Annotated in this window: 23 protein-coding genes and 1 pseudogene; 11 read left to right on the top strand and 13 right to left on the bottom strand. The window is 63.7% G+C overall.

Annotated features, from left to right (window positions below; all coding sequences use genetic code 11):
* Window positions 1–145: 145 nt before the first annotated feature.
* Together FQ668_RS10880 and FQ668_RS10875 are read right to left on the bottom strand one after the other, a co-directional pair.
* On the bottom strand, window positions 146–1168 hold the full coding sequence (locus FQ668_RS10880; protein ID WP_076403381.1) for an AraC family transcriptional regulator: 1023 nt from the start codon (window positions 1166–1168) through the stop codon (window positions 146–148).
* Between the two features lie 57 nt (window positions 1169–1225).
* On the bottom strand, window positions 1226–2089 hold the full coding sequence (locus tag FQ668_RS10875) for a LysR substrate-binding domain-containing protein (protein WP_110159742.1): 864 nt from the start codon (window positions 2087–2089) through the stop codon (window positions 1226–1228).
* A 112-nt stretch (window positions 2090–2201) separates the two neighbouring features.
* Here FQ668_RS10875 and FQ668_RS10870 point away from each other — a divergent pair, with 112 nt between their 5' ends.
* Together FQ668_RS10870 and phnX are read left to right on the top strand one after the other, a co-directional pair.
* Window positions 2202–3308: a 2-aminoethylphosphonate--pyruvate transaminase gene (locus FQ668_RS10870; protein ID WP_014591727.1), complete on the top strand. Its 1107-nt coding sequence runs from the start codon at window positions 2202–2204 to the stop codon at window positions 3306–3308.
* 34 nt (window positions 3309–3342) lie between these two features.
* A complete protein-coding gene (phnX, locus tag FQ668_RS10865; protein WP_003250077.1) occupies window positions 3343–4170 on the top strand; it encodes a phosphonoacetaldehyde hydrolase in 828 nt (275 codons plus the stop codon).
* Window positions 4171–4975: 805 nt separating this feature from the next.
* Here phnX and FQ668_RS10850 read toward each other — a convergent pair.
* Window positions 4976–5559, bottom strand: a pseudogene (locus FQ668_RS10850) (AI-2E family transporter).
* Window positions 5560–5692: 133 nt separating this feature from the next.
* Between FQ668_RS10850 and yegQ the strand changes: the two are divergent.
* From yegQ to FQ668_RS10820, 6 genes are all read left to right on the top strand, one after another.
* Entirely contained in the window at window positions 5693–7027 is a 1335-nt protein-coding gene (yegQ, locus tag FQ668_RS10845) for a tRNA 5-hydroxyuridine modification protein YegQ (protein WP_144180090.1), read from the top strand.
* Window positions 7028–7105: 78 nt separating this feature from the next.
* A complete protein-coding gene (locus FQ668_RS10840) occupies window positions 7106–8830 on the top strand; it encodes a copper resistance system multicopper oxidase (RefSeq protein WP_144180087.1) in 1725 nt (574 codons plus the stop codon).
* A complete protein-coding gene (locus tag FQ668_RS10835) occupies window positions 8823–9707 on the top strand; it encodes a copper resistance protein B (protein ID WP_134697965.1) in 885 nt (294 codons plus the stop codon). The genes FQ668_RS10840 and FQ668_RS10835 overlap by 8 nt, the downstream gene beginning before the upstream one ends.
* Before the next feature lie 14 nt (window positions 9708–9721).
* Window positions 9722–10150: a DUF411 domain-containing protein gene (locus tag FQ668_RS10830; protein WP_014591733.1), complete on the top strand. Its 429-nt coding sequence runs from the start codon at window positions 9722–9724 to the stop codon at window positions 10148–10150.
* Window positions 10150–10587, top strand: coding sequence for a YqaA family protein (locus tag FQ668_RS10825; RefSeq protein WP_010953185.1), 438 nt, complete (start codon window positions 10150–10152; stop codon window positions 10585–10587). Before FQ668_RS10830 ends, FQ668_RS10825 begins: the two co-directional genes overlap by 1 nt.
* Window positions 10588–10662: 75 nt before the next feature.
* Window positions 10663–11661 (top strand): alpha/beta fold hydrolase, encoded by a 999-nt coding sequence (locus tag FQ668_RS10820; protein WP_014591734.1) that lies wholly within the window; start codon window positions 10663–10665, stop codon window positions 11659–11661.
* A 74-nt stretch (window positions 11662–11735) separates the two neighbouring features.
* Here FQ668_RS10820 and FQ668_RS10815 read toward each other — a convergent pair whose 3' ends face one another.
* From FQ668_RS10815 to FQ668_RS10790, 6 genes are all read right to left on the bottom strand, one after another.
* Window positions 11736–12317: a DinB family protein gene (locus tag FQ668_RS10815; RefSeq protein WP_014591735.1), complete on the bottom strand. Its 582-nt coding sequence runs from the start codon at window positions 12315–12317 to the stop codon at window positions 11736–11738.
* A 13-nt stretch (window positions 12318–12330) separates the two neighbouring features.
* Window positions 12331–13437, bottom strand: a complete 1107-nt coding sequence (gene zapE / locus FQ668_RS10810; protein WP_144180084.1) for a cell division protein ZapE — start codon at window positions 13435–13437, stop codon at window positions 12331–12333.
* Window positions 13438–13478: 41 nt separating this feature from the next.
* Window positions 13479–14624 carry a PQQ-dependent sugar dehydrogenase gene (locus FQ668_RS10805; protein ID WP_076403404.1) on the bottom strand — a complete coding sequence of 382 codons (1146 nt, stop codon included), beginning with the start codon at window positions 14622–14624 and terminating at the stop codon, window positions 13479–13481.
* Between the two features lie 22 nt (window positions 14625–14646).
* A complete protein-coding gene (locus tag FQ668_RS10800) occupies window positions 14647–14964 on the bottom strand; it encodes a hypothetical protein (protein WP_010953180.1) in 318 nt (105 codons plus the stop codon).
* Window positions 14965–15119: 155 nt separating this feature from the next.
* Window positions 15120–16085, bottom strand: coding sequence for an agmatinase (gene speB / locus FQ668_RS10795; protein ID WP_004576768.1), 966 nt, complete (start codon window positions 16083–16085; stop codon window positions 15120–15122).
* 25 nt (window positions 16086–16110) lie between these two features.
* Entirely contained in the window at window positions 16111–17190 is a 1080-nt protein-coding gene (locus FQ668_RS10790; RefSeq protein WP_014591738.1) for an extracellular solute-binding protein, read from the bottom strand.
* 102 nt (window positions 17191–17292) lie between these two features.
* Between FQ668_RS10790 and FQ668_RS10785 the strand changes: the two genes are divergently transcribed.
* Window positions 17293–18183 (top strand): LysR family transcriptional regulator, encoded by an 891-nt coding sequence (locus FQ668_RS10785; protein WP_014591739.1) that lies wholly within the window; start codon window positions 17293–17295, stop codon window positions 18181–18183.
* A gap of 484 nt (window positions 18184–18667) precedes the next feature.
* Here the strand turns inward: FQ668_RS10785 and FQ668_RS10770 are convergent, their stop codons facing one another.
* Together FQ668_RS10770 and FQ668_RS10765 are read right to left on the bottom strand one after the other, a co-directional pair.
* The gene (locus FQ668_RS10770) at window positions 18668–21094 is read right to left on the bottom strand and encodes a TonB-dependent receptor (RefSeq protein WP_144180105.1); all 2427 of its coding nucleotides are present in this window, start codon (window positions 21092–21094) and stop codon (window positions 18668–18670) included.
* 228 nt (window positions 21095–21322) lie between these two features.
* A complete protein-coding gene (locus FQ668_RS10765) occupies window positions 21323–22447 on the bottom strand; it encodes a sigma-70 family RNA polymerase sigma factor (RefSeq protein WP_144180075.1) in 1125 nt (374 codons plus the stop codon).
* 130 nt (window positions 22448–22577) lie between these two features.
* Between FQ668_RS10765 and FQ668_RS10760 the strand changes: the two genes are divergently transcribed.
* On the top strand, window positions 22578–23057 hold the full coding sequence (locus FQ668_RS10760) for an LEA type 2 family protein (RefSeq protein ID WP_019437206.1): 480 nt from the start codon (window positions 22578–22580) through the stop codon (window positions 23055–23057).
* Between the two features lie 20 nt (window positions 23058–23077).
* On the opposite strand, the gene FQ668_RS10755 is transcribed toward FQ668_RS10760, so the two are convergent.
* Window positions 23078–23341 carry a hypothetical protein gene (locus FQ668_RS10755; protein ID WP_003248880.1) on the bottom strand — a complete coding sequence of 88 codons (264 nt, stop codon included), beginning with the start codon at window positions 23339–23341 and terminating at the stop codon, window positions 23078–23080.
* A 22-nt stretch (window positions 23342–23363) separates the two neighbouring features.
* Here FQ668_RS10755 and FQ668_RS10750 point away from each other — a divergent pair, with 22 nt between their 5' ends.
* A complete protein-coding gene (locus FQ668_RS10750) occupies window positions 23364–23789 on the top strand; it encodes a YqjD family protein (protein ID WP_230678068.1) in 426 nt (141 codons plus the stop codon).
* A gap of 22 nt (window positions 23790–23811) precedes the next feature.
* On the opposite strand, the gene FQ668_RS10745 is transcribed toward FQ668_RS10750, so the two are convergent.
* Complete coding sequence (locus tag FQ668_RS10745; protein ID WP_019437208.1) at window positions 23812–24429, bottom strand: tRNA-(ms[2]io[6]A)-hydroxylase; 618 nt, start codon at window positions 24427–24429, stop codon at window positions 23812–23814.
* Window positions 24430–24445 lie beyond the last annotated feature (16 nt).

The raw sequence follows: 24445 nt of genomic DNA, 5'->3' as shown, positions 1-24445 counted from the left end.
GGTGGGTTCCCTAGCTATTTGACGAAGCCAACCATGTTGTTCAAATGCCGGACCAGGATGCAGAGGGAACGGGTTCGATCGGCGCCTGCTCGGAAAGCCTTCTGGGCCCGCGCGGTAACGCACTACGGCGGGAAGCGTTCGCCCTTCAGTGCCCTGCCCCTCGCGCCTGGATCAATGCCCGATAATGCCCCGGGTTGCAGCCGAACCACTTGCGAAATGCCTTATAGAACGAGCTGCTGTCGGCGAACCCCAAACGCTCGGCAAGCTCGCCCATGGCCACGTCTTCCTGGCTGAGCCAGGCGATCGCCAGCTCCCGTCGTACGCTGTCCTTCAAGCCCTGGTAGTTCTGCCCCTCTTCTGCCAGGCGCCGCCGCAGGGTCGATGGCGACAGGCACAACTGTCGAGCCAGGCGGTCAGCATCGGGCCATTGCGCAGGGGCCAGGCGCAACAGGTCGGTGCGGATACGCCGCCCGAGACTGGCCGGGTCACGGTACTTGACCAGGATATTGCCCGGCGCTTCGGCAAGAAAACGCTGCAGTTCCTCCTCGCTGCGCCGAAGAGGCAAGTCGAGGCATTGCGAAGCAATGATCATGCGTGTGCGTGGACGCTCAAAATGCAGGTTTTCCGAAAACATGACCCGGTAGTCGTCGCAAAAGGGGGGTTCGGCACAACGCAGATCAATGCTCAGAATCGGGATACGCCGCCCGGCCAGCCAGCAGGTCACGCCATGCACGATCATCCAGAAGGTGAAATAGGTGAACGCGCGGCGCGGTTCGTCACGCGGCTCATTGATGACAATTTCGGCCAGCCCTTGCTGGCGCACCAGGCTGGGCTGCATGTCTTGAAGCATCAGCGACAGAAAGGCCAGCGAGGTTTCCAGGCCTGCACCCAGAGTCGGTTGGCCCATGCTGGCACGGCACATGAACGCCAGGCTGCCACTGCACAGACCGCGCGGGTCCATCGCGAAAAACTCGTCGTTGCAGCGCCGGGCCAGCAAGCGCCACAGGCGGGCATAGGACTCGGCACTGACCCTTGCCTCTGGCAGGTGCAGTTGTTCAACGGCGATGCCCGCCCTGGCCAGCAAGCCACTGTCAGGCTCACCGGAAGGGCAGGTCTGCAACAGCGCTTCGCGCACCAGTTGCATGGAAATGGTGTCTTTGTCGCTCATCGACGGTCCTGTCGGCTGATTGCCGGCCATATTAGGGTGCCCCGCTGCAAACAGCCATCACAGCCCCGCTGCCAGGCTCAGGAATGCCTGAATCAGGCGCAGTTCCCGACGGCGCTCCAGGCAGCCGATCACGTGTTGGTTGACAAGCCCCTCGCCGGCCAAGGATCGTGCCACCACACGGGGATCATTGGCCACTTCAGTGGAAGAAACAACGCCAATCCCCAGCTGCGAGGCCACTGCCTCGGTTACCGCCTCCCGGCTGTCCAGCTCCAGCAAAACACGCGGTTGCACACCCGCCTTGATGCAGGCCTTGTCGAAGGTGCGCCGGGTGGTGGAGCCAGGCTCGCGCAGCACCATGATCTGCTGGTGCAGCTCGGCCAACGGCAAGTCCTCCCGCGCGCCGGCCCAGGCGTGCCCCACGGGTAACAACGCACACAGGCGCGACTCACATAGATTTTGCAGATGCAGCCCTTTGCGCGGCTCGATTTCAGTCAGCACCGCCACGTCGGCATGCTCGCCGAGCAGCGCAGCCAACGTCTCCTGTGCGTTGCCCAGACGCAAGTTGACGGTGACGCCTGGGTATCGTTCACGCAGCAGCGCCAGCATCGGCATGACCCGGTGCGGTCCGTCGGCAGCTACCTCCAGGCGCCCGGTCAGCAACTGACGGTTGGCCTCGAGCATGGCCTGCGCTTCTTCGGCCAGGCCGAACATGGCGCGCGTGATGGCCGCCAGGCGCGTGCCCTCTTCGGTCAGCTCCACGCGCCGTGCAGTACGCCGCAACAAGGTGATCTGGTAGTGCTCCTCCAGGGCCTTGACGTGCCCGGTCACCGCCGGCTGGCTGATGAACAGGCGCTCGGCAGCACGGGTAAAACTGCCCTCACGGGCCACGGCGTCGAAGGCGCGTAGCTGGAACAGATTCATATTCATCGGCCTGACTTATAGCTGGGATAACAACAAACAATTTGATTGATGGCAGCGCGAATTGCAACCTAGGCCCCGTAGTTTCAGCCCACCGCTTGTGAGGAATAACGGAATGAGCAACGCCCCGATTCTGCTGACCCCAGGTCCCCTGACCACATCAATCCGCACCCGCCAAGCCATGCTGGTGGACTGGGGCTCCTGGGACCGTGACTTCAACCAATTGACTGCCAGCGTCTGCGAACAACTGTTGGCCATCATCGACGGCGCCAGCAGCCACCACTGCGTTCCCCTGCAAGGCAGCGGTACCTTCGCCGTGGAAGCGGCCATCGGCACCTTGGTGCCACGCGATGGCAAGGTTCTGGTACTGATCAACGGCGCGTACGGCCAACGCCTGGCGAAGATCTGCAAAGTGCTGGGCCGCACCTACAGCACCTTCGAAACGGCCGAAGACCAGCCGACCACCGCCGCCGACGTCGATCGGCTGCTGGCCGAAGACCCGGCCATCACCCATGTGGCGCTGATCCACTGCGAAACCAGCACCGGCATCCTCAACCCGCTGCCCGAGATCGCCCAGGTGATCAAACGCCATGGCAAGCGCCTGATCATCGATGCCATGAGCTCGTTCGGAGCATTGCCGATCGATGCCCGCGAAATCCCCTTCGAAGCGCTGATCGCGGCCTCCGGAAAGTGCCTGGAAGGCGTACCCGGCATGGGCTTCGTCTTCGCCGAAAAAAACGCCCTGGCGGCCGCCGAAGGCAATGCCCACTCGCTGGCCATGGACCTGCACGACCAGCACGCCTACATGGCCAAGACCGGGCAATGGCGCTTCACTCCGCCTACCCACGTGGTCGCGGCACTGCACGAAGCACTGCAGCAATACAACGAGGAAGGTGGCCTTCCGGCCCGCCACCAGCGCTACGCAGACAACTGCAAGACGCTGCTCGACGGCATGGCAGCCATCGGCCTGCGCAGTTTCCTGCCCGCCGAGATCCAGGCGCCGATCATCGTCACCTTCCACGCCCCCACCGATGCCCGCTACCAGTTCAAGGACTTCTACGAGCGGGTCAAGGCCAAGGGTTTCATTCTCTACCCGGGCAAGTTGACCCAGGTCGAAACCTTCCGCGTCGGCTGTATCGGTGTGGTCGGGGCGGACGGCATGCAGGCCGCCGTGAATGCCGTGGCCGACGTGCTGCGGGAAATGGAAGTGCTGGACATCTGACGCTTTGCCCACCCGAACTCAGGAATTTGCGCACATGAACTACAACAACCCCACCCAATTGCAAGCCGCCATCCTCGACTGGGCTGGCACCGTGGTAGATTTCGGCTCATTCGCTCCCACCCAGATCTTTGTCGAGGCCTTTGCCGAGTTCGACGTGCAGGTGTCGATCGAGGAAGCCCGAGGCCCGATGGGCATGGGCAAATGGGACCATATCCGCACCCTGTGCGACGTACCGGAAATTGCCGAGCGCTACCGCAAGGTGTTCGGCCGTACCCCGACCGATGATGACGTCACCGCCATCTACAACCGCTTCATGCCGCTGCAGATCGAGAAGATCGCCGTGCACTCGGCACTGATCCCCGGTGCGCTGGACACCCTCACCGGTCTACGCCAGGACGGCCTGAAGATCGGCTCGTGCTCGGGCTACCCGAAAGTGGTGATGGACAAGGTGGTGGAACTGGCGGCGCAGAACGGCTACGTAGCCGACCATGTAGTGGCCACCGATGAAACCCCGAACGGCCGCCCATGGCCGGCCCAGGCCTTGGCCAACGTGATTGCGCTGGGGATTGACGATGTAGCGGCCTGCGTGAAGGTGGACGACACCGTGCCTGGCATTCTTGAAGGCCGCCGTGCCGGCATGTGGACCGTGGCGCTGGTCTGCTCGGGTAATGCCTTGGGCCTGACCTGGGAAGGCTTCCGGGCGTTGAGTGCCGAGAAACTGGAAAGCGAGCGCCAGCGCATCCATGCACTGTTTGCCGGCTCCCGCCCGCACTACCTGATCGACACCATCAACGACCTGCCCGAAGTAATTGCCGACATCAACCGGCGCCTGGCCAAGGGCGAGATGCCTCAAGCCTTCTGACCCCTGCGGTTTCGCTGTGGAAGCGGCCCTTGTGCCACACAAGGCCGCTCCTACCGCGGCCTGCGCCCAATCACCGACCTGGGTCCATCACCGATCCTACACGACGGCCTGTACCCAACCACCGACCTGTGTCCACCCCCGATCCGGCGTAGGAGCGGGTTTACCCGCGAATACGGTAGCAGCGGCAACGGTAAACGGCGGGTGGAGATTGGCCAGCAGGGCCGGCCTCTTCGCGGGTGAACCCGCTCCTACACGACGGCCTGCGCCCAATCACCGACCTGTGTCCCCCCCGATCCGGCGTAGGAGCGGGTTTACCCGCGAATACGGTAGCAGCGGCAACGGTGAACGGCGGGTGGAAATTGGNCCCCCGATCCGGCGTAGGAGCGGGTTTACCCGCGAATACGGTAGCAGCGGCAACGGTGAACGGCGGGTGGAAATTGGCCAACCGGCCCGGCCTCTTCGCGGGTAAACCCGCTCCTACACGACGGCCTGCGCCCAATCACCGACCTGTGTCCACCCCCGATCCGGCGTAGGAGCGGGTTTACCCGCGAATACGGTAGCAGCGGCAACGGTGAACGGCGGGTGGNTGGCCAACCGGCCCGGCCTCTTCGCGGGTAAACCCGCTCCTACACGACGGCCTGCGCCCAATCACCGACCTGTGTCCCCCCCGATCCGGCGTAGGAGCGGGTTTACCCGCGAATACGGTAGCAGCGGCAACGGTGAACGGCGGGTGGAAATTGGCCAACCGGCCCGGCCCTTTCGCGGGTGAACCCGCTCCTACGGCCGACAAACCTGAGCTAGAACGCTATTGCGGCAATTGCACCTGCGGCTTGGTCGCGGCAAAGATCGCCCAGCTGGAGACGAACAGCGCCGCAATCAATGGCCCGATCACGAAACCGTTGAGGCCGAACACCGCCAGCCTTGGCCAAAGCTGAACGCCTGGCTGGCCAATACCTGGCTACCCTGGGTTGCCCACTTGGTGATCTTGTCACGCAAACCGTCAAGGTTACCCATGCCCATGTTGTCCAGCCCACGCTGGACGAATGCCGGGAGCATGTCCTTGCCGCGCTCGACGTAACCGGCAATGTCCAGCTGCCCGCTTTCGATGCGCTGGTACAGCGTGGCGCCCTCTTGCACCAGCAGGGCGCTGATGATGATCACCGGCAGGATCGCCACAAGCAGGCACACCAGCGTGGACGTGGCCGCGGCAAGGTTACGCCGCCGCCCGCAGCGGATCAGCAAATGACGCTGCAGCGGGGCGAACAGGATGCCGAGGATCACTGCCCAGAAGATTGCACCGTAATACGGCAGAAGAATCCAGAAGAAGGCAATGGTCACCAGCGCCAGGAGTACTGCCAGGGCTTTGTTCTGTAGCGCGGTTTCGTTCATTGCAGTTCCTCAAATGGCTTATGAGTGATTAGTGCACCGCACCTGGACAAAAGTGCCGCGCTCACTTGACGCAAATCAATACGCGCCTTGTCCATCGACCCTAGCATCTCGGCCTTTTTGCCCCGGTGCGCACATGAACCCTACTGCCAAGCCCGAACTGCTGGCCCCCGCCGGCACCCTCAAGACCATGCGCTACGCGTTTGCCTACGGCGCCGATGCGGTCTACGCCGGCCAGCCGCGTTACAGCTTGCGGGTGCGCAACAACGAGTTCGATCACGCCAACCTGGCACTGGGGATCAAGGAGGCGCACGCCTTGGGCAAGCGCTTCTACGTGGTGGTCAACATCGCGCCGCACAATGCCAAGCTCAAGACCTTCCTCAAGGACCTGGCACCCGTGATCGAGATGGCGCCGGACGCGCTGATCATGTCCGACCCCGGCCTGATCATGCTGGTGCGCCAACACTTCCCACAGATGCCAGTGCACCTGTCGGTGCAGGCCAACACCGTCAACTGGGCCAGCGTACAGTTCTGGCAGCAACTTGGCCTGAGCCGGGTGATCCTGTCGCGGGAGCTGTCGCTGGACGAAATCGAGGAAATCCGCCAGCAGGTGCCGGGCATGGAGCTGGAAGTGTTCGTGCACGGCGCCCTGTGCATGGCCTATTCCGGCCGTTGCCTGCTGTCGGGCTACCTCAACAAGCGTGACGCCAACCAGGGCACCTGCACCAATGCCTGCCGCTGGAAGTACGACGCCACGCCGGCCACCGAAAACGCCACCGGTGACATCGTGCGCCAAGTGCAGCCCACCCTGGGCCTGGGTGCACCCACCGACCAGGTGTTCCTGCTGCAGGAAAGCGACCGCCCCGGCACTGAAATGCCGGCGTTCGAGGATGAACACGGCACCTACATCATGAATGCCAAGGACCTGCGCGCCATCCAGCACGTCGAGCGCCTGGCCTTGATGGGCGTGCATTCGCTGAAGATCGAGGGCCGCACCAAATCGCACTTCTACTGTGCCCGCGCGGTACAGTCGTATCGCCAGGCGATCGACGACGCGGTGGCCGGGCGACCATTCGACCGCGCCCTGATGGGCAACCTCGAATCCCTGGCGCAACGCGGTTACACCGAGGGTTTCCTGCGCCGCCACGTGCACGACGAGTACCAGAACTACCAGCGCGGCAACTCGGTATCCGAGCGCCAGCAGTTCGTAGGCGAACTGACCGGCGTGCGCATCGACGGCCTGGCCGAGGTCAAGGTGAAGAACCGCTTCGCCGTGGGCGACCATCTGGAGCTGATGACCCCGCGCGGTAACTACCACTTCGACCTGCACCGCCTGTGCAACCGCCAGCAGCACGCCATCGAGGTAGCACCGGGCGATGGCCACGTGGTGTATCTGCCGATCCCGGAACAGGTTGCCCTCGACTACGGCCTGCTGATGCGCGACCTGCGCATCGACGAAGCAGCAAGCTGACAACACTGTAATGTGCACCTCAGCTACCTGACAGCCGGCGGCAGCGAACATCGTGGCTCTTCCGCATGAGGCCACGCCATGTTGCGCAACCCCTCCCGCCGTACGTTTGTCAAAGGCCTGGGCGCCGCCAGCACGCTGGCGGGCCTGGGGCTGTGGCGCCCGCTGGCCCAGGCCGCCGAAGGCCGAGACCTGGCCGGCCAGCATTTCGAACTGTTCATTGGCCAGACCCCGGTCAACATCACGGGCCGGCCGCGAACCGCACTGACCGTCAACAACAGCCTGCCCGGCCCACTGCTGCGCTGGCGCGAAGGGGACACCGTGACGTTGCGGGTGCGCAACCGACTGGCGCAGGACACCTCGATCCACTGGCACGGCATCATCCTGCCGGCCAACATGGACGGCGTGCCTGGCCTGAGCTTCGCTGGCATCGAGCCCGGCGGCGACTACCTGTACCAGTTCACACTGCGCCAGAGCGGCACCTACTGGTACCACAGCCATTCGGGCCTGCAGGAGCAAGCCGGGGTATACGGGGCAATCGTGATCGAGCCACGCGAGCCCGAAACGCACCGCTACCAGCGCGATCACGTGTTGCTATTGAGCGACTGGTCAGACCAGGCGCCGGAACACCTGATGGCGACGCTGAAGAAGCAGTCCGACGCGTACAACTTCCACAAGCGCACGGTTGGCGACTTCATTGATGACGTGGCCGAAAACGGCTGGAGCCCCACCGTCGCCGAACGCACGGCCTGGGCGCGCATGCGCATGAGTCCAACCGACCTCGCCGATGTCAGCGCCGCCACCTACACTTACCTGCTCAACGGCCAACCACCACAAGGCAACTTCACCTGCCTGTTCCAGCCAGGCGAAACCGTGCGCCTGCGGCTGATCAATGCCTCAGCCATGACCTACTTCGACTTCCGCATCCCCGGGCTGAAGCTGACGGTGATCGCCGCCGACGGCTTGCCGGTGACCCCTGTGAGCGTGGATGAACTGCGCATTGCCGTAGCAGAGACCTACGACGTGCTGGTGACCGTGGGTGACCAACCCGCCTACACCCTGTACGCCCAGAGCATGGACCGCACCGGCTTTGCCCGCGGCACCTTGGCCCGTGCGGCCGGGCTGCAGGCACCGGTGCCTGCCCCCGACCCGCGCCCGGTGCTGAGCATGGAGGACATGGGCCACGGCGGTATGGATGCCATGGCGGGCATGGACCACAGCAACCCGCAGGGCATGAACCACGGCAGCATGGCCGGCATGGGCCACGCCGCGATGTCAGCCATGCAGCAACACCCGGTCAGTGAAACCGACAACCCGCTGGTGGACATGCAGACCATGGCACCGCGCCCCAACCTGGCCGATCCTGGCATAGGCCTGCGTGACAATGGTCGCCGCGTGCTGACCTACGCCGACCTGCGCAGCCCCTACCCCGACCCGGACGGCCGCCCGCCATCGCGAGACATCGAACTGCACCTGACCGGCCATATGGAGCGCTTCGCCTGGTCGTTCGACGGCATCAAGTTCAGCGACGCCGAACCGCTGCGGCTGATCTACGGTGAGCGCGTGCGCATCATCCTGGTCAACGACACCATGATGACTCACCCCATCCACCTGCACGGCATGTGGAGCGACCTGGAAGACGAGCATGGCCAGTTCCTGGTGCGCAAGCACACCGTCGATATCCCGCCCGGCAGCCGACGCGCCTACCGGGTAACCGCCGACGCGCTGGGCCGCTGGGCCTACCACTGCCACTTGCTCTACCACATGGAGACCGGCATGCTCCGCGAGGTACGCGTCGATGAATGACACCCGCAACCGCAGCCTCGTGGCAGGCGTGGCGCTGCTGACCTTGCTCGCCAGTGAACGGGCGATGGCCGCTGGTTCCGAACACACGAACCACGGGCAGGTGGGCCATCAGGCCATGCCCATGCCCCATGAAAGCATGGGCCATGACCAGCCTTCCCTCAGCCAACCTCGCACGCCCCTGCCTGTCATCACCGACGCCGACCGCCGCGCCGCCTTCCCGCCATTGCCAGGGCACCAGGCGCATGACCGGGCGCTGAACTGGGCAGTGATCGTGGACAAGCTCGAATACCAGAACTTCGAGAGCAGCAGTGCCCTGAACTGGAACGCCACCGCCTGGGTCGGTGGCGATATCGACCGCTTGTGGCTGCGCACCGAAGGCGAACGCGAACAGGGCAAGACCCACAAGGCCGAGCTACAGGCGCTGTGGGGCCATGCCGTGAGCCCGTGGTGGGAACTGGTGGCCGGTGCACGCCAGGACTTCAAGCCTGCCAGTGGCCAAACCTGGGCCGCCTTCGGCATCCAGGGCACACCGTTGTACGGCCTGGAACTGCAAGCCACCGCCTATGCAGGCGAGCGGCAACAGACCGCGCTGCGCCTGGAAGCCGCTTACGCTATGCTGCTGACCAACCGCTGGATACTGGAGCCGACCCTGGAGGCCAACCTCTACGGGCGCAACGACGCCGGGCGCGAACAAGGCGCGGGGCTGGCCGACAGCGAGGTGGGCCTGCGCCTGCGCTACGAAATCACGCGCGGCTTCGCCCCCTACGTCGGGCTCAGTTTCAACCGCCTGCACGGCTCGCGTGCCAACCAAGCCCGAGAAGACGGTCAAGATCTGGGCCAGACCCGCCTGGTCGCCGGTATCCGCCTGCGTTTTTAGAGGAGTGCTTCACCATGCTGCGCAAACACCTGCTGACCCTGAGCCTGCTGGCCGTCACCGGCCTGGCCCAGGCCGCCGAGACCATCGACGTCTACCGCGACCCCAACTGCGGCTGCTGCAAGGCCTGGATCAGCCACCTGCGTGACAACGGTTTTACCGTCAACGACCACGTCGAGCCAAACATGAGCACCGTCAAGCAACGCCTCGGCGTGGCGCCACGCCTCGCGTCGTGCCACACCGGGGTGATCGACGGCAAGTTCGTCGAAGGCCACGTGCCGGCCGAGCAGGTGCGCCTGCTGGTCAAGCGCAACGACCTCAGGGGCCTGGCGGTGCCGGGCATGCCCATGGGCTCGCCCGGCATGGAGATGGGTGACCACAAGGATGCCTACCAGGTCATCGGGGTGACCCAGGATGGCCAGGACACCGTGGTCGCCAACTACTGATGCTCAGCCTGGGGGCGCTGTTTCTCAGCGCCTTTGGTGCCGCTACCCTGCTGCCGCTGCAATCAGAGGCCGTGCTGGTCGGTCTGTTGCTGCGCCAGCCCGAGGCCTGGGCGACCCTGCTGCTGGTAGCCACCCTGGGCAACGTGCTCGGCTCGGTGGTCAACTGGCTGCTGGGCCGGGCCATCGAGCACCTGCGCGACAAACGCTGGTTCCCTTTCAGCGCAGCCCAACTGGCGCGTGCGCAGCAGCGCTACCAACGCTGGGGGCAATGGTCGCTGCTGCTCAGCTGGATGCCGGTGATCGGCGACCCGCTTACGCTGATCGCCGGGATCATGCGTGAGCCATTCTGGCGCTTCCTGTTGCTGGTGACCCTGGCCAAGGCTGGCCGCTATGCGGTGCTTGCGATGATTACCCTGGGCTGGTTTCACGCCTGGTAACACCTTTCAGGTTTCGCGTGGTCCACTGCCTGTTACAGTCGCCCCATTCAACCTGGCCCTACACGGAGTGCCCCCATGTTGCGCGCAACCGCCCTTGCCCTGGCCTGCCTTGCCAGCAGTTCGGCCATCGCTGCCGAGTCGCCTACCTACGGCCCACAGCTCGAAGGCTTCAGCTACCCGCACCCCCTCAAGCATTTCGACTTCAAGTCCCAGGGCCAGGCCCTGCAGATGGGCTACATGGACGTACCCGCCCAGGGCCAGGCCAACGGCCACAACGTGGTGCTGATGCACGGCAAGAACTTCTGCGCCGCCACCTGGGAAACCACCATCGACGCCCTGAGCAAGGCCGGCTACCGGGTCATCGCGCCCGACCAGGTTGGCTTCTGTACGTCGAGCAAACCGGCGCATTACCAGTACAGCTTTCAGCAACTGGCCGACAACACCCATGCCCTGCTCGAACAGCTGGGTGTGAAGCAAACCATTGTGCTCGGCCACTCCACCGGCGGCATGCTCGCCACCCGCTATGCGCTGATGTACCCCCAGCAGGTGGAACGCCTGGCAATGGTCAACCCGATCGGTCTGGAAGACTGGAAAGCCCTGGGGGTGCCCTACCGCACCGTGGACCAGTGGTATGCCCGCGAACTCAAGCTGGATGCCGAAGGCGTACGTGCCTATGAGCGCAAGACCTATTACGCCGGGCGCTGGAAGCCTGAATATGAACGCTGGGTGCAGATGCTGGTGGGCTTGAACAAAGGGCCGGGGCATGAAGCGGTGGCGTGGAACTCGGCACTGATCTACGACATGATCTATACCCAGCCGGTGTACCACGAGTTCAAGCACCTGCAGATGCCGACCCTGTTGCTGATCGGCGACAAGGACACCACGGCCATCGGCAGCGATATCGCGCCGCCGGAGGTAAAGGCCAGGCTGGGCAACTATGCAGAGTTGGGGCCGCAGGTGGCCAAGCTGATACCCAAAGGTGAACTGATCACGTTCGAAGGCATGGGGCATGCGCCGCAAATCGAGGAACCGGTGCGGTTCAATCGCACCCTGGTCGAATGGCTGGGCAAATGAGCCAATGATTGGCCCCTGTGGGAGCACGCAGGCTTTGAGATTTTGCGCACGCCCGCTGCTGCCACAGGGTTCCTCTACACGTTCCAGACCAGTGCTTCTGTCCAGCCCAGCTCGGCAAAGTCGCCCGCCCGCAGCTCGGCCTCTTCCTCGCAGAAAAACTCATCCAGCTGTGGTGGCCTGACCGCAGTATCACTGAGCATTGCGTGCACCTGCCCACGGTGATGCACCTGATGTTCGAACAGATGCGCCAGCAAACGCAGCCGCTGCTCGCGCTGCACCCGATCAGGCCTCACGACGCTCACATAGCGGCCCAGGTCGCCATCACTCAGCCCCCGGCAGTAGGCGATCAAACGGTGGTCAGCCTGGGCCTGCTCGGCATGCAGATCGGTGCAGGTGGCAAACGGCTGTTCCGGGTCGAAAAAGCGTTCGCCGTCGGCATCGGGCTGCTCGCCGCGCTGCTCGCACTCGAGCATATGCAGGTAGAACCAATCCACCGTCAGCAAATGGTTGAGGGTGGCCTTGATCGACGGGAAGAAGCTGCAACGCGGGGCGACGAACTCGTCCTGGGTCAGTTGCAGGCAGGCCTTGTACAGGCGGTGATTGGCCCAGCCATTGTTATAGGCCTGGGTCAGCAGATAATGCGATAACGGCTGCATGGTCGGCTCCTTTTCAGGCGAAGCGTTGCAGTTGCATCTCCCGTAGCCGGCTCAGGGTGCGCTGGTACGGGAACGCCAGATACCCTTGAGTGTAGAGGGCATCGAGCGGCACCTGTGCCTCCAGGTACAACGCCACCCGGCGGTCATAGCATTCGTCGACCAGGGCAATGAAGCGGCGAACCGCATCGTCCTTGGGCGAAAGCGCAGGCAGTTCACGGTCGCCCGCCACTACCCTCGCCGCGCCATCTTCGGTGCCACGGGCAATACGCCCCGCCCGCAGCTCCCCGCCCAGCGCCGGAATGCCGGATACCAGAATCGAGGGAAAACGGTCGCACAAGGCCATGAACTCCATGGCCGCCAAGGGTTGATCGCACAGATCGGTGAAACGACACCAGATAGCCTGCTCACTGCGCCGCACGACGTGAATGTGCCTTGAGCCAATACCCAAGGGCTGATCAGTGCCGGCATCTTCCGGGCTGAGCTGGAGAAACACCTCGCCCAGCTGGCTGGCCTGCCCCGCCTCGGCTACCCAATAGCGCTGCCGCGCTTCACCGGGGTGCAGACGGTGATCCTGCTCGCCCGCTACCGGCAGGACCTGCATGTGACGACCGATGGCGGCGATGGCAGGCAGGAACCGCTCGCGGTTGAAACCATCGCGGTAGAGCTGCTCGGGTGGCTGGTTGGAGGTGGCGACGATCACCACGCCCTGATCGAACAATACCTGAAACAGGCGGCCGAGGATGATCGCATCCCCAATGTCGCTGACGAACAATTCATCGAAGCACAGCACGCGGATCTGCCGCGCCAGCTCCGCCGCCAGGGCCAACAGCGGGTCGGCGGTGCCGTTGAGCTGAAACAGGCGTTGATGCACCCAGGCCATGAAGTGATGAAAGTGCTGGCGCCGGCTCGGTATGCGCAGACACTGGTGGAACTGGTCCATCAGCCAGGTCTTGCCGCGCCCGACCGGGCCCCAGAGGTAGAGGCCCTGGGTAGGGCGGCCCTGCTCAAGGGACTGGAAGCAGGCTTGCAAGGCCTCGACGACGCGGGCCTGGGCAGGGTCAGCAACGTAGCCCCGAGTGCTCAGGGCTTGCTGGTAGAGGGTTTGGGGGTCGAGGGCCATGCCGCATTCTACCCGACTGTCACCCTCGGTGCAGGCGCGCGTCAGTCGGCCAGGCCGACCTTGAGTAGCGCACCGTCCTTGTCATCGGTCAGTACATACAGGTAACCATCCGGCCCTACCCGCACGTCACGGATACGCGCCTTCAGGTCACCGAGCAACCGCTCCTCGTGCACCACCTTGTCGCCATCCAGTTGCAAGCGGATCAATTCCTGCGTGGCCAGCGCCCCTATGAACAGATTGTGGTCCCAGGCCTTGAACGTTGGGCTGTCGTAGAACGCCATACCGCTGATACCCGGTGACTTTTCCCATACATGGTGCGGGTCGACCATGCCGTCCACACGCTCGCCCTTGGCCTCGGGGATTGGCAGCAGCGAGTAGTTGATGCCGTGGGTCGCAATCGGCCAACCATAGTTCTTGCCAGGCTTTGGGATGTTGATTTCATCACCACCGCGCGGGCCGTGTTCGTGGGTCCACAGTTGGCCGGTCCAGGGGTTGAGCGCGGCGCCTTGCTGATTACGGTGGCCGTACGACCAGATCTCCGGGCGCACGTTGTCCTTGCCGACGAAGGGGTTGTCTTTGGGCACTTCGCCGTCCGGCAGAATACGCACGACCTTGCCTTGCAACTTGTCCAGGTCCTGGGCAGTGGGGCGTTGGTTGTTCTCGCCCAAGGCGATGAACAGGTAGCCGTCGCGGTCGAACACCAGCCGCGAGCCGAAGTGGTTACCCACCGACAGCTTGGGCTGCTGGCGGAAGATCACGGTGAAATTCTCCAGCCGGGCGCGGTCTTCGGACAGCTGCCCGCGGCCGACCGCAGTACCGGCCTTGCCGTCGCTGCCCTCCTCGGCGTAGGACAGGTAGACGGTGCGGTCCTTGCCGAACTCCGGCGACAGCGCCACATCCAGCAAGCCGCCCTGGCCTTCGGCCCAGACCTTGGGTACACCGCTGATCGACGGGCCAACCTTGCCTTCGGCATTGACCAGCCGCAGGTTGCCGGCGCGCTCGGTCACCAGCATGTCCTTGCCACCGGGCAGGAAGGCCAGGGCCCAGGGGTTGCGCAGGCCATCGGCAAGCGTGTCGACGATCAAGGTACCTTCTTCGCTGGGGAACCGCTGTTCGGCCGCCGCATGCGCCCACAGTGGCAGTAGCGCAGCGGCGGTCAGGGTGACTAGCCAGGGTGCTCGAAGCATGCCGGATTCCTTTCAAGTAGGCTTAAGGCGCACGAGGGTTGTCGCGCGGTGGCCGGGTGGGTTCCAGGTTCGGGGTTTGCTGCTGACGGCGCAGGTTGTCGCCATTGCCGATGCCGCGGTTGTCCAGGGTGGGTGGGCGCTGGTAGGGGTCGGTGGACGGGCCACGTACCGGTGGCGCAGCCGGCATGCTGCCTTGACGGCTGTTGGGGTTGGCCCGCTGGATCGGGCTGTTGTAAGGGTTGTTGTTGCCGGCAGCACGTTGCACGGGCTGCTGCGCAGCCGCGTGCGCGGGCAGGCACAAGGCCAGGCCGAGGGCCAGGATGGGCAATGTCGGGGTCATGCTTCACCTCCTGTACGAAAATGCCGCGCCTGGTGGGTTTGATAGCCTAAGGCGCGAGGGGTTCGCGGCAAAAGTGTGAATGCGGGTGGAGTTGATTCCTGATGTTTCAGTATGGGCCGCGGAGGGCTGCTTCGCCCTCCAATGGCCGCAACCTTCTACTGGCCGTTATCCACCTTGTGCCGCGCCGCATACAGGCACAGCATCTCCATGGCCAGGGTTGCCCCGGCCAACGCGGTGATATCGGCATGGTCATAGGCTGGCGCCACTTCCACCAAGTCCATGCCTACCAGGTTGATGCCACGCAGCCCACCCAGAATCTCCAGCGCCTGCACCGTGCTTAGCCCGCCACACACTGGCGTTCCGGTACCGGGCGCGTAGGCCGGGTCGAGGCAGTCGATGTCGAAGGTCAGATACACCGGCCGCTCGCCCACCCGCTGGCGAATCGCTGCAATTACCGCCTCTGTGCCCTGGCGGTGCACTTGCCTGGCATCGAGAATGGCAAAGCCCTGGCTGTCGTCATTGGTCGTGCGCAGGCCAATCTGCACCGAGTGGGCCGGGTCAACCAGGCCTTCGCGGGCGGCATGCCAGAACATGGTGCCGTGGTCGATGCGCTTGCCCGCCTCGTCCGGCCAGGTGTCACTGTGCGCATCGAAATGGATCAGCGCCAGCGGGCCATGGCGGCGGGCGTGAGCCTTGAGCAGCGGGTAGCTGATGAAATGGTCGCCACCAAGGGTCAGCATGGCGCAACCCGCCTGCAGAATGTGCTCGGCATGGGCCTCGATGCTGTCCGGTACCGACTGCGGCGTGCCGCTGTCGAAGGGGCAGTCGCCATAGTCGATCACCGCCAGGTGGTCGAACGGGTCGAATGCCCACGGCCAGTGGCGGGCCCAGGCCTGCTGGACCGAGGCCGCACGGATCGCCCGCGGGCCGAAGCGCGCGCCGGGGCGGTTACTGGTGGCCGTGTCGAACGGCACACCGCTGACCACCACATCCACACCGCGCAAGTCGCGGCTGTAGCGACGGCGGGAAAAACTGACAACACCGGCGTAGGTGCTTTCTGCGGCGGTACCATACAGGCTATCGCGGGTCATGGCCTGGTCATTGCTTGCGGCTTGGTCCACGGTCGGGCTCCTTGATTGTCATGGGCTACTGCCGGCTGCGGAAGGCAGTCCACAGACGGTTGCGTTGGCGCAGGTCGGCCAAGGCCATGCTGCGGTCGGCATACAGGCGTTGACGCACCTCGGCCGACGGATAGATATCCGGGTCGTTGCGCACCGCTTCGTCCACCAGCGGCGTGGCAGCCTGGTTGGCATTGGCGAAGAACAGCGTGTTGGTCAGCGCTGCCACCGACTCTGGCTTGAGCATGAAGGCGATGAACGCCCGTGCGGCCTCGGGGTGCGGGGCGTCCTTGGGGATGACCAGGTTGTCCTGCCATACCAGCGTGCCTTCGCGGGGGATGCGGTAGATCACCTCGAAAGGCTTGCCGGCACGACGGGCCTGGTCGGCGGCCATCGCTGCGTCACCGTTGTAGGTCAGCGCCAGGCACACGCTGCCATTGGCCAGGTCGTTGATCTGCCGGCCGTTGGCAACGTAGCTGATCGACGGCTGCAACTGGCTGAGCAGGTTCTGCGCGGCAGCCAGGTCATCCTTGTTCTGGCTGTAAGGGTCCTTGCCCAGGTAATTCAGGGCTACGCCGATCACCTCCTGGGGCGAGTCAGGCAAAGCGATGCCGCAACCCTTCAGGCGGGTGGCGTACTCGGGCTTGAACAACAGGTCGAGGCTGTCCAGCGGTACATCGCCAAGGCGCTGGCGTACTGCCTCCACATTTACCCCCAGGCCCAGCGTACCCCAGGTGTACGGCACGGCATGGCGGTTGCCGGGGTCAACCTCGGCCAGTTTGCCCAGCAGGTCCTTGTCGAGGTTGCCATAGCCAGGCATGGTCTGAGCGTCCAGCGCTTGCAGGGCATTGGCCTTGAGCGCCCGGGCCAGCACGGTGGATGACGGCACCACCACGTCGTAGCCGCTACCACCGGTCAACAGCTTGGTTTCCAGCACCTCGGGGGTGTCAAAGGTGTCGTAACGCACCTTGTAGCCCGTTTCCTGTTCGAAGCGCTGCAGGGTTTGCGGGGCGACGTAATCGGCCCAGCTGTAGAGGTTGACGACCTTTTCTTCGGCCTGCAGCGGCAGGGCTAGAACAAGAGATAAAAGGCACAACGATCGACGCATGGCGGACACCTCGGTAAATGGGTGGATGCCGCGAGCATGCCAGCCGGGTTACATTGCACCAATGGCAAGTTTGCAAAGCTGACATTCATCAGGAGCAATGTAATGCTCGGACAAGTGCACGATCCCGACCTGCACCTGCTGCGGCTGTTCGTCACTGTAGTCGAGGCGGGTGGCTTCAGCGCCGCTCAAGGCGTGCTGGGCCTGAGCCAGCCCACTATCAGCCAGCGCATGGCGCAACTGGAGGCACGTTTGGGTTACCGCCTGTGCAGCCGCGGCAAGGGTGGGTTTCGCCTGACGGAAAAAGGTGAGTTGCTACTGGACGCGGCGCGTGGGCTGCTGCTGAACATCGAACAGTTTCGCCAGCAGGCCAACGGCGTTGCCGGGCGACTGCTGGGAACTGTGCGCATTGGCATGGCGGAAAATCAGGACAAGGCGGTGAGCCTGAAACTGGCGGCGGCCATTGCGGCATTTCGCAGGCGAGAGGAATCGGTGCAACTGGAGCTTGTCAGTGCACCGCCGGCGGAGCTGGAACGGCTGTTGCTGGAGCAGCGTCTGGACTATGCCATAAGCTACTTTTCCGGCAACCAGGCGGCCTTTGATTACCAGCCCTTGTTCGCGGAACGACAGCGGCTGTATTGCGGCAAGGGGCATGTGCTGTATGGCGAAACGGATATTGGGCTTGAGCGGTTGCTGGACATGGACCAGGTGCGCCATCCGTACCGTTTTCTCAAAGGGGGCGAACCGTTCCAGAGCAGACGCAGCACGGCAGTGGCGGAGCAGATCGAAAGCGTGCTGACGTTCATTCTGTCTGGGCGGCATATTGGCTACTTGCCATGCCATTGCGCACAGGCCTGGGAGGCCGATGGGCTGATATGGGCGCTGGACCCTGAGCTTGATTTTGGGGTGCCGTTCACCCTGGCCCGGCACCGGGCACAGGGGGTTGGCGAGGCAGCCCATGTATTTGCGCAGGATTTGCTGGCGGCGTTTGCCTGAATCGGCCCCTTCGCGGGTAAACCCGCTCCTACGCCTGATCGAGGGTGGACACGCACCGATGGTTGGGCACAGGCCGTCGTGTAGGAGCGGGTTCACCCGCGAAGAGGCCGGCCCTACTGGCCAATCTCCACCCGCCGTTCACCGCTGCCGCTGCTACCGTATTCGCGGGTAAACCCGCTCCTACGCCGGATCGGGGGTGGACACGCATCGATGGTTGGGCACAGGCCGTCGTGTAGGAGCGGGTTTACCCGCGAAAGGGCCGGCCCTGCTGGCCAATCTCCACCCCCCGTTCACCGCTGCCGCCGCTACCGTATTCGCGGGTAAACCCGCTCCTACGCCTGATCGAGGGTGGACACGCATCGATGGCTGGGCGCAGGCCGTCGTGTAGGAGCGGGTTTACCCGCGAAGAGGCCGGCCCTGCTGGCCAATCTCCACCCGCCGTTCACCGTTGCCGCCGCGAACAGGCCCGTTCAGGCCACCACAATCAGTAAGCCATGCTCCAGCTCAGCGTGTAGGTCCGCCCACGCCCCTGGTAGTCATACAGATACGCCGGCCCGTAGGTCGGCGAATAGAACAACGTCGCACGCTGCCCCCATACCGTGCTGTACTGCTTGTCCAGCAGGTTCTGGATACCGGCACTGAAGGTGCCGAAACCGGTATCCTGGCTACCCAGCAGGTCGAAGGTGGTGTAGCCGTCAATCTCGTGATCGGCATCATCTTTCAGGCTGAAGGCATGGTTGGCCTGCAAGCGTGCACTGCGGCCATCGCCCTTCCAGCCGACAAATGCGGTGGCCTTGGACAACGAGGCATAACGGGCATCGCGCTTGATCCAGCCGCCATCCTCGGCCTCTTCCTCGGAGCGTGTCATGTGCAATGTGCCGCCAGCTTCCCAGCCGGTCTGGAAGTGCCGGGTCAGTGCACCTTCAAAGCCGAAGTCGCGGCTTTTCTGCTCTTTCACGTCGATGGTCAGCGTTTGCGAATCGACGTTGATGATCTTGTCCGACCAGATGTAATACAGCGCGGCCTGCGCATCCCAATCCAGGTCGGCATAGCGCCAGCCCAATTCCACCTGGCGGCTCTTGATACCGGCCAACGGGTTATCGGCCACGCTCAGGCCTGGCTTGCCGTAGTACTTGGCCGGGTCAGGCAGGTCGAAGCCTTCGCCATAGTTGCTCCACACCTGGTGGCCGTTCTTGAAGTCGTAGATGGCACCGATGTTGAACAGGTTGACCTGATAGTCGTTACTGCCACCTGGCACGCCCTTGAAATCGCTGACATCCACGTCCATCTGCTGCCGCCGGGCACCACCGGACAATGTCAGGTTGTCAGTGGCATGCCAGTCCAGCTGGGCATACACCGACACACCATCCACCCGGTAGCTGGGGTAGCGTGCGGCCTTGCTGTCTTTTTCCAGCTCCAGGCCACCCGACTCGGACGAGGTCTGGGCGTTGAAGGTGGTCTGCTCGGCGTTGAAGCGCTCGCGATCCAGGTCAACGCCGTAGGTCAGCTTCAGCGTATCCCACTGTTTGGCAAACAGGCCCTTGAGGCTGGTGACCTCGAAATTCTGCTGCGAGGCGGCAAAGTACACCCCGCGCGAGCCGGTGGGCGTGGCACGGTTGTAGTACGGGAACGGGTAGAAGTTGTCATCTTCCTTGCGGTACGAGGCCTGCAGGTAGAAGTCCTGCCCCAGCACGTCGGTGTGGTGGTAATTGGCGTTGAGCAGCAAGCGCCGCGTACGCGGCTCCAGGTCCGATGAATAACCGCTGCGCAGTTCGGCGTCTTCCAGGTCGGATGGCGCGTTGTAGTTCAGGTTGGGGAAGTAGATACCCGTGCTGCCATGGTTGCCCGAGTCGTAGTACTGGGCCAACAGGTCGAGGCTCTGCTGGTCGTTCAGCTGCAGGCCCAAGGTGCCGAGTACGTCGATGGTGCGGTTGTACTGCAGGTCGGTCTGGGTGTTGTCGATGAAGATCTGGTCGCCAGCACCATCGTAGAAGGCTTCGTTCTGCTCACCGGAAACGCCCAACCGGGCATTGACCCGCTCGTTGCCGCCGCTGACCGACTGGGCGAAGCGGGTGGCCAGGTCGTCGCTGTTGTTGAAACCGCTGCTGGCCCCCAACTGGGTCTCGAAGCGCGCCGGGCCAGGCTCGCCCTTCTTGGTCACGATGTTGATGATGCCGCCGGTGGCGCCACCGCCGTAGATGGCGCTGGCGCCAGACAGCACTTCGACGCGCTCGACGTTGAAAGGCGAAATGCTGTCGAACTGGCGCGACAGGCCGCGGGAGCTGTTCTGGCTGACCCCGTCGATCATCACCAGCACGTTGCGCCCACGCATGTTCTGGCCGTAATTGGTGCGCCCTTCCGGCGCCAGGTCAAGGCCCGGCACCAGCTTGCCGATGGCTTCCTTCAGGCTGACGCCGCTGTCGATCTGCTCGCGCAATTGCTGCTGGTCGACCACCCAGACGGTCCCGGGGATTTCGCTGATGGCGGTGCTGGTGCGCGAGGCTACGCTGACTTCGATCGGCTTGAGGTTGACCGCCTGCGGCACGGCCTCGGCCTTGCGCAAGGTGACGGTGCGAGCCTCGCTGAACTGCCAGCTCATGCCGCTGCCAGCCAGCAACTGCTGCAGGGCCTGCTCGACACTGAAGTTGCCCTGCAACGCCGGGCTGACCTGGCCGGCGACATCGCCTGTGGTGTACAGCAGGTGCAGGCCGGCCTGGTCGGCGAAAGTGGTCAGCGCCTGGTCCAGCGGTTGGGCTGGCAGGTCGAGCTGGACCTGGCGAGCTTGCATCTGGGTCTGTTCGGCAGTCGTCGCGGCCCCTGCGTGCAGGGGGCCGAGCAACAGGGCCAAGGCACTGCAAGACATCAAGGCATGGTGAAAAGAACCGCGACGGCGGTGCAAGGGCTTGAGCATCAGAGGCACGAATGAGCTTCCTGACAAGTCGTAAATGAGAATGGGTTGCTGATCAGTCTCACTACGACGATCTGGCTTGCAGGAACTTGCAGTGCCAAATGAAAAATATTTTTGTTTCTGCCCGGCCTCTTCGCGGGCAAGCCCGCTCCTACAACGACTGCGCCCGCCTGAAGATTGTGCGATCTGTGCAGGAACGGGCTTGCCCGCTAAGAGGCCGACACAGGCTGATCAATGCACCACGGCCAACCACGGCAGGTAGGTCACCTTCAGGCCATACCGTTGCTCCAACGTCCGCAACAGGGCCTCAGGTTCATCCAGGTCAAACACCCCGCTCACTTCCATCGCAGCCAGCTTGCTGTCGGACAACACAATGCGCCCATGCCGGTATCGCTCAAGCTCGGTCAGCACCTGCCCCAGCGGCTTGCCGTTGAAGATCAGCTTGCCACGCTGCCAGGCCATCTGCGTGCCGGCATCGGCCGCCACTGCCAGTTCATGTTCACCCACCTTTGCTTCACCGCGAGCCAACACGACGTGGCCATCGCGCTGCACGCTGAAGGTGGCAGCATTGCCCTGCACCTGCGCACCGGCCGTTTCGACCACAAACGGACGTGAATCATCGGCGGTCTCGAACAGCGCCTCACCCGCATCGAGTACCACACGCCGCTCATGCTCGCTGAACGCCACGCTCAAGGCACTGGCGCTGTTCAGCGTCACCCGTGTTCCATCTGTCAGGGTAATGACCTGCCGCTCGCCCACGGCGGTGTGGTAATCGGCCAACAGCATCGGGGCTTGCTGCCAACCCGCCACGGCGGCGACCAGCAACACCACCGAAGCCGCCACACCCGCCTGTTTCAACCGGCCGCGGCAATGGCGCAGGGCCTGGCCGATATACTTTGCCACCATGCTCTCGGAAACCCCCAGGCGTTGAGCGACCTGCTTCTGGGTCAGGCCCTCGACACGGTTGAGCAACAGCGCCTGGCGGGCATTGTCGGGCAACTGCAACAGCGCCTGGTCAAGAATCTGCAAGCGCTCGCGGGCCAGCAACGCCGCCTCGGGTGCCGGCGCCGGGCAGGCCACCTCACAGGCTCCGTCGCTGTCGTCGTGGCAGGCGGCGATGCGTTGCTCACGGCGCAAGGCGTCAATCGCCAGGTTGCCGGCCACGCGAAAGATGAAACTGCGCGCGTGCAACACCGGCACCGCCTGCTCGTCGATGTTCACCAGCTTCAGGTAGGTTTCCTGCGCCACATCGGCCGCCCGCTGGCGGTCGCTCATGCGCCGTGTCAGAAACTGCAGCAGGTCGTCGTAGTGCTCCTGGAAACTTGCCAGCAGGCCCGACATGGGTGAAGTCAGCATGATTGGGAACAGCCACTAAGAGAGGTTATCGGGCGTTAATGAGAAACAGTATCTTTCATATGAACCGATACTTTCAACGCCGACGCGCATTTGCCACACTGCCAGCTCCACTCCGGCAAGGTCACAGCCCATGACTGCCCGTCTTTACCGCTACACCCGCCTGTTCCTGATCCTGCTGCTGGCCTGTGGCCTGGGGGCCTGTGCGCTGTTCCAGCCACGCGACCCGGTAAACATCAGCGTAATCGGCATCGAACCGCTGCCCGGTCAGGAGCTGGAACTGCGCATGGCGGTGAAAATGCGAGTGCAAAACCCCAATGAGGCGCCGATCGATTACAACGGCATCGCCTTGAACCTGGAAGTAAACGGCCAGCCGCTGGCCGCTGGGGTCAGTGATCAGCAGGGGCACATTGGCCGCTACGACGAAGCGGTGATCGTGGTGCCGGTAAGCATCACGGCGTTTTCCTTCCTGCGCCAGGCCTATGGGCTGGGCAAGCTGGACTCGCTGCAGGGTCTACCCTACAAGCTGCACGGCAAACTGGCCGGCGGGCCGCTGGGGACCGTGCGCTTTACCGATGAAGGCAAGCTGGACTTGCCCAAGGGCACCTACTGATAAGCGCCGGGCGGGTGTGCTCAGCGGTTGGCGCTGGCTGCGGCCATCAGCTTGTTGACTTCGCTGCGCACCATGCTGGCGTATTCAGGCGGCGTCATGCCGTCCAGTTCGGCGCGCACCCACTCGGCCCATTTGCCCTTGCGCCGTGGCTTTTCGGCAATCAGCCGGGCGGCTTCGCCCTTGGCTTTGCCCAGGTTGTTCTGCCACATCTCGAACAACCGGGCCTTCTCTGCCTCGATCTGCGCCCGTTCCTCGAAGCTCATGTTGGCCAGATTGAAACTCATGAAGGTACCTGCAGGTTTGAAAATGGCCGCTATCTTACACCCAGGCAACCCATCATCGGAAAGCCGCCGCAACTTTCCCGACGTGGCGGCATCCATTGTTCACAACCCCATTGACGAGGACGAGTTCATGGCCCGGAAAAACGCCACGCTGGCTGACAGCGATCAGATCAAGGACCAGGTATTCAGCGAACTGCAATCGCTGATAGAAGAATCGGAAAAACTGCTGAACGACAGTGCCGCACTGGTCGGCGAAGAAGCAGAGACGTTGCGCGCCCAGGTGAGCCTGAAGCTGCGCCAGGCACGCCAGGCTGCGAGCAACGTGCGCAGCAAGGCGCAACCGGTGGTGGACGCCACTCAGGACTACATCGGCGGCCACCCCTGGCAGACCGTGGCCATTTCCGCCGGCCTCGGGCTGGTGGTAGGCCTGCTACTGGGTCGGCGCAGTTAAGGCCTGCGCCGCCTGGTGCCCATCAGGCGGCCAAAGCCTGCGGGATGCCGCTGTGGAAGCGCAGCTCCTGGTCGGGCGACTGGATCAGCTCCATTTCCGCAGCGCGTACCAGCTCGACACGGCGGGCGATGTCCGCCTCCTCACCGTAGTTGTGCGCCAGTTTCAGGTAGCCCTGGTAGTGGCGCGCTTCGCTTTTCAGCAACCCGTGGTAGAAGCGGCCCAGCTCTTCATCCAGATGTGGCACCAGTGCGGCAAAACGTTCGCAACTGCGCGCCTCGATGAACGCCCCCACCACCAGTGTATCCACTAGCTTGACCGGCTCGTGGGCGCGTACCAGTCGGCGCAAGCCCGACGCGTAACGCCCCGCCGACACCGGGCGTAGCGGCACACCGCGGCGTTTCATGAGGCGTAACACCTGTTCGTGATGCACCAGCTCCTCGCGGGCCAGGCGCGACATCATGTTGATCAGATCAAGGTGAGTGTTGTACTTGGCGATCAGGCTCAAGGCCGTGCTGGCGGCCTTGAACTCGCAGTTCTTGTGGTCGATCAGCAGGGTTTCCTGGTCGGCGAGCGCCGCTTCGATCCAGGCGTCTGGCGTCGGGCAGCCAAGAAAGGCTTCGATTTCGGGGATCAGGGACATAAGCGTGCAACCACAC

Source organism: Pseudomonas sp. Kh14, from assembly GCF_900291005.1.
Taxonomy (GTDB): Bacteria; Pseudomonadota; Gammaproteobacteria; order Pseudomonadales; family Pseudomonadaceae; genus Aquipseudomonas; species Aquipseudomonas alloputida.
Note: the sequence above shows the minus strand (reverse complement) of the source record. Positions and strands in the feature narration are given on the sequence as shown.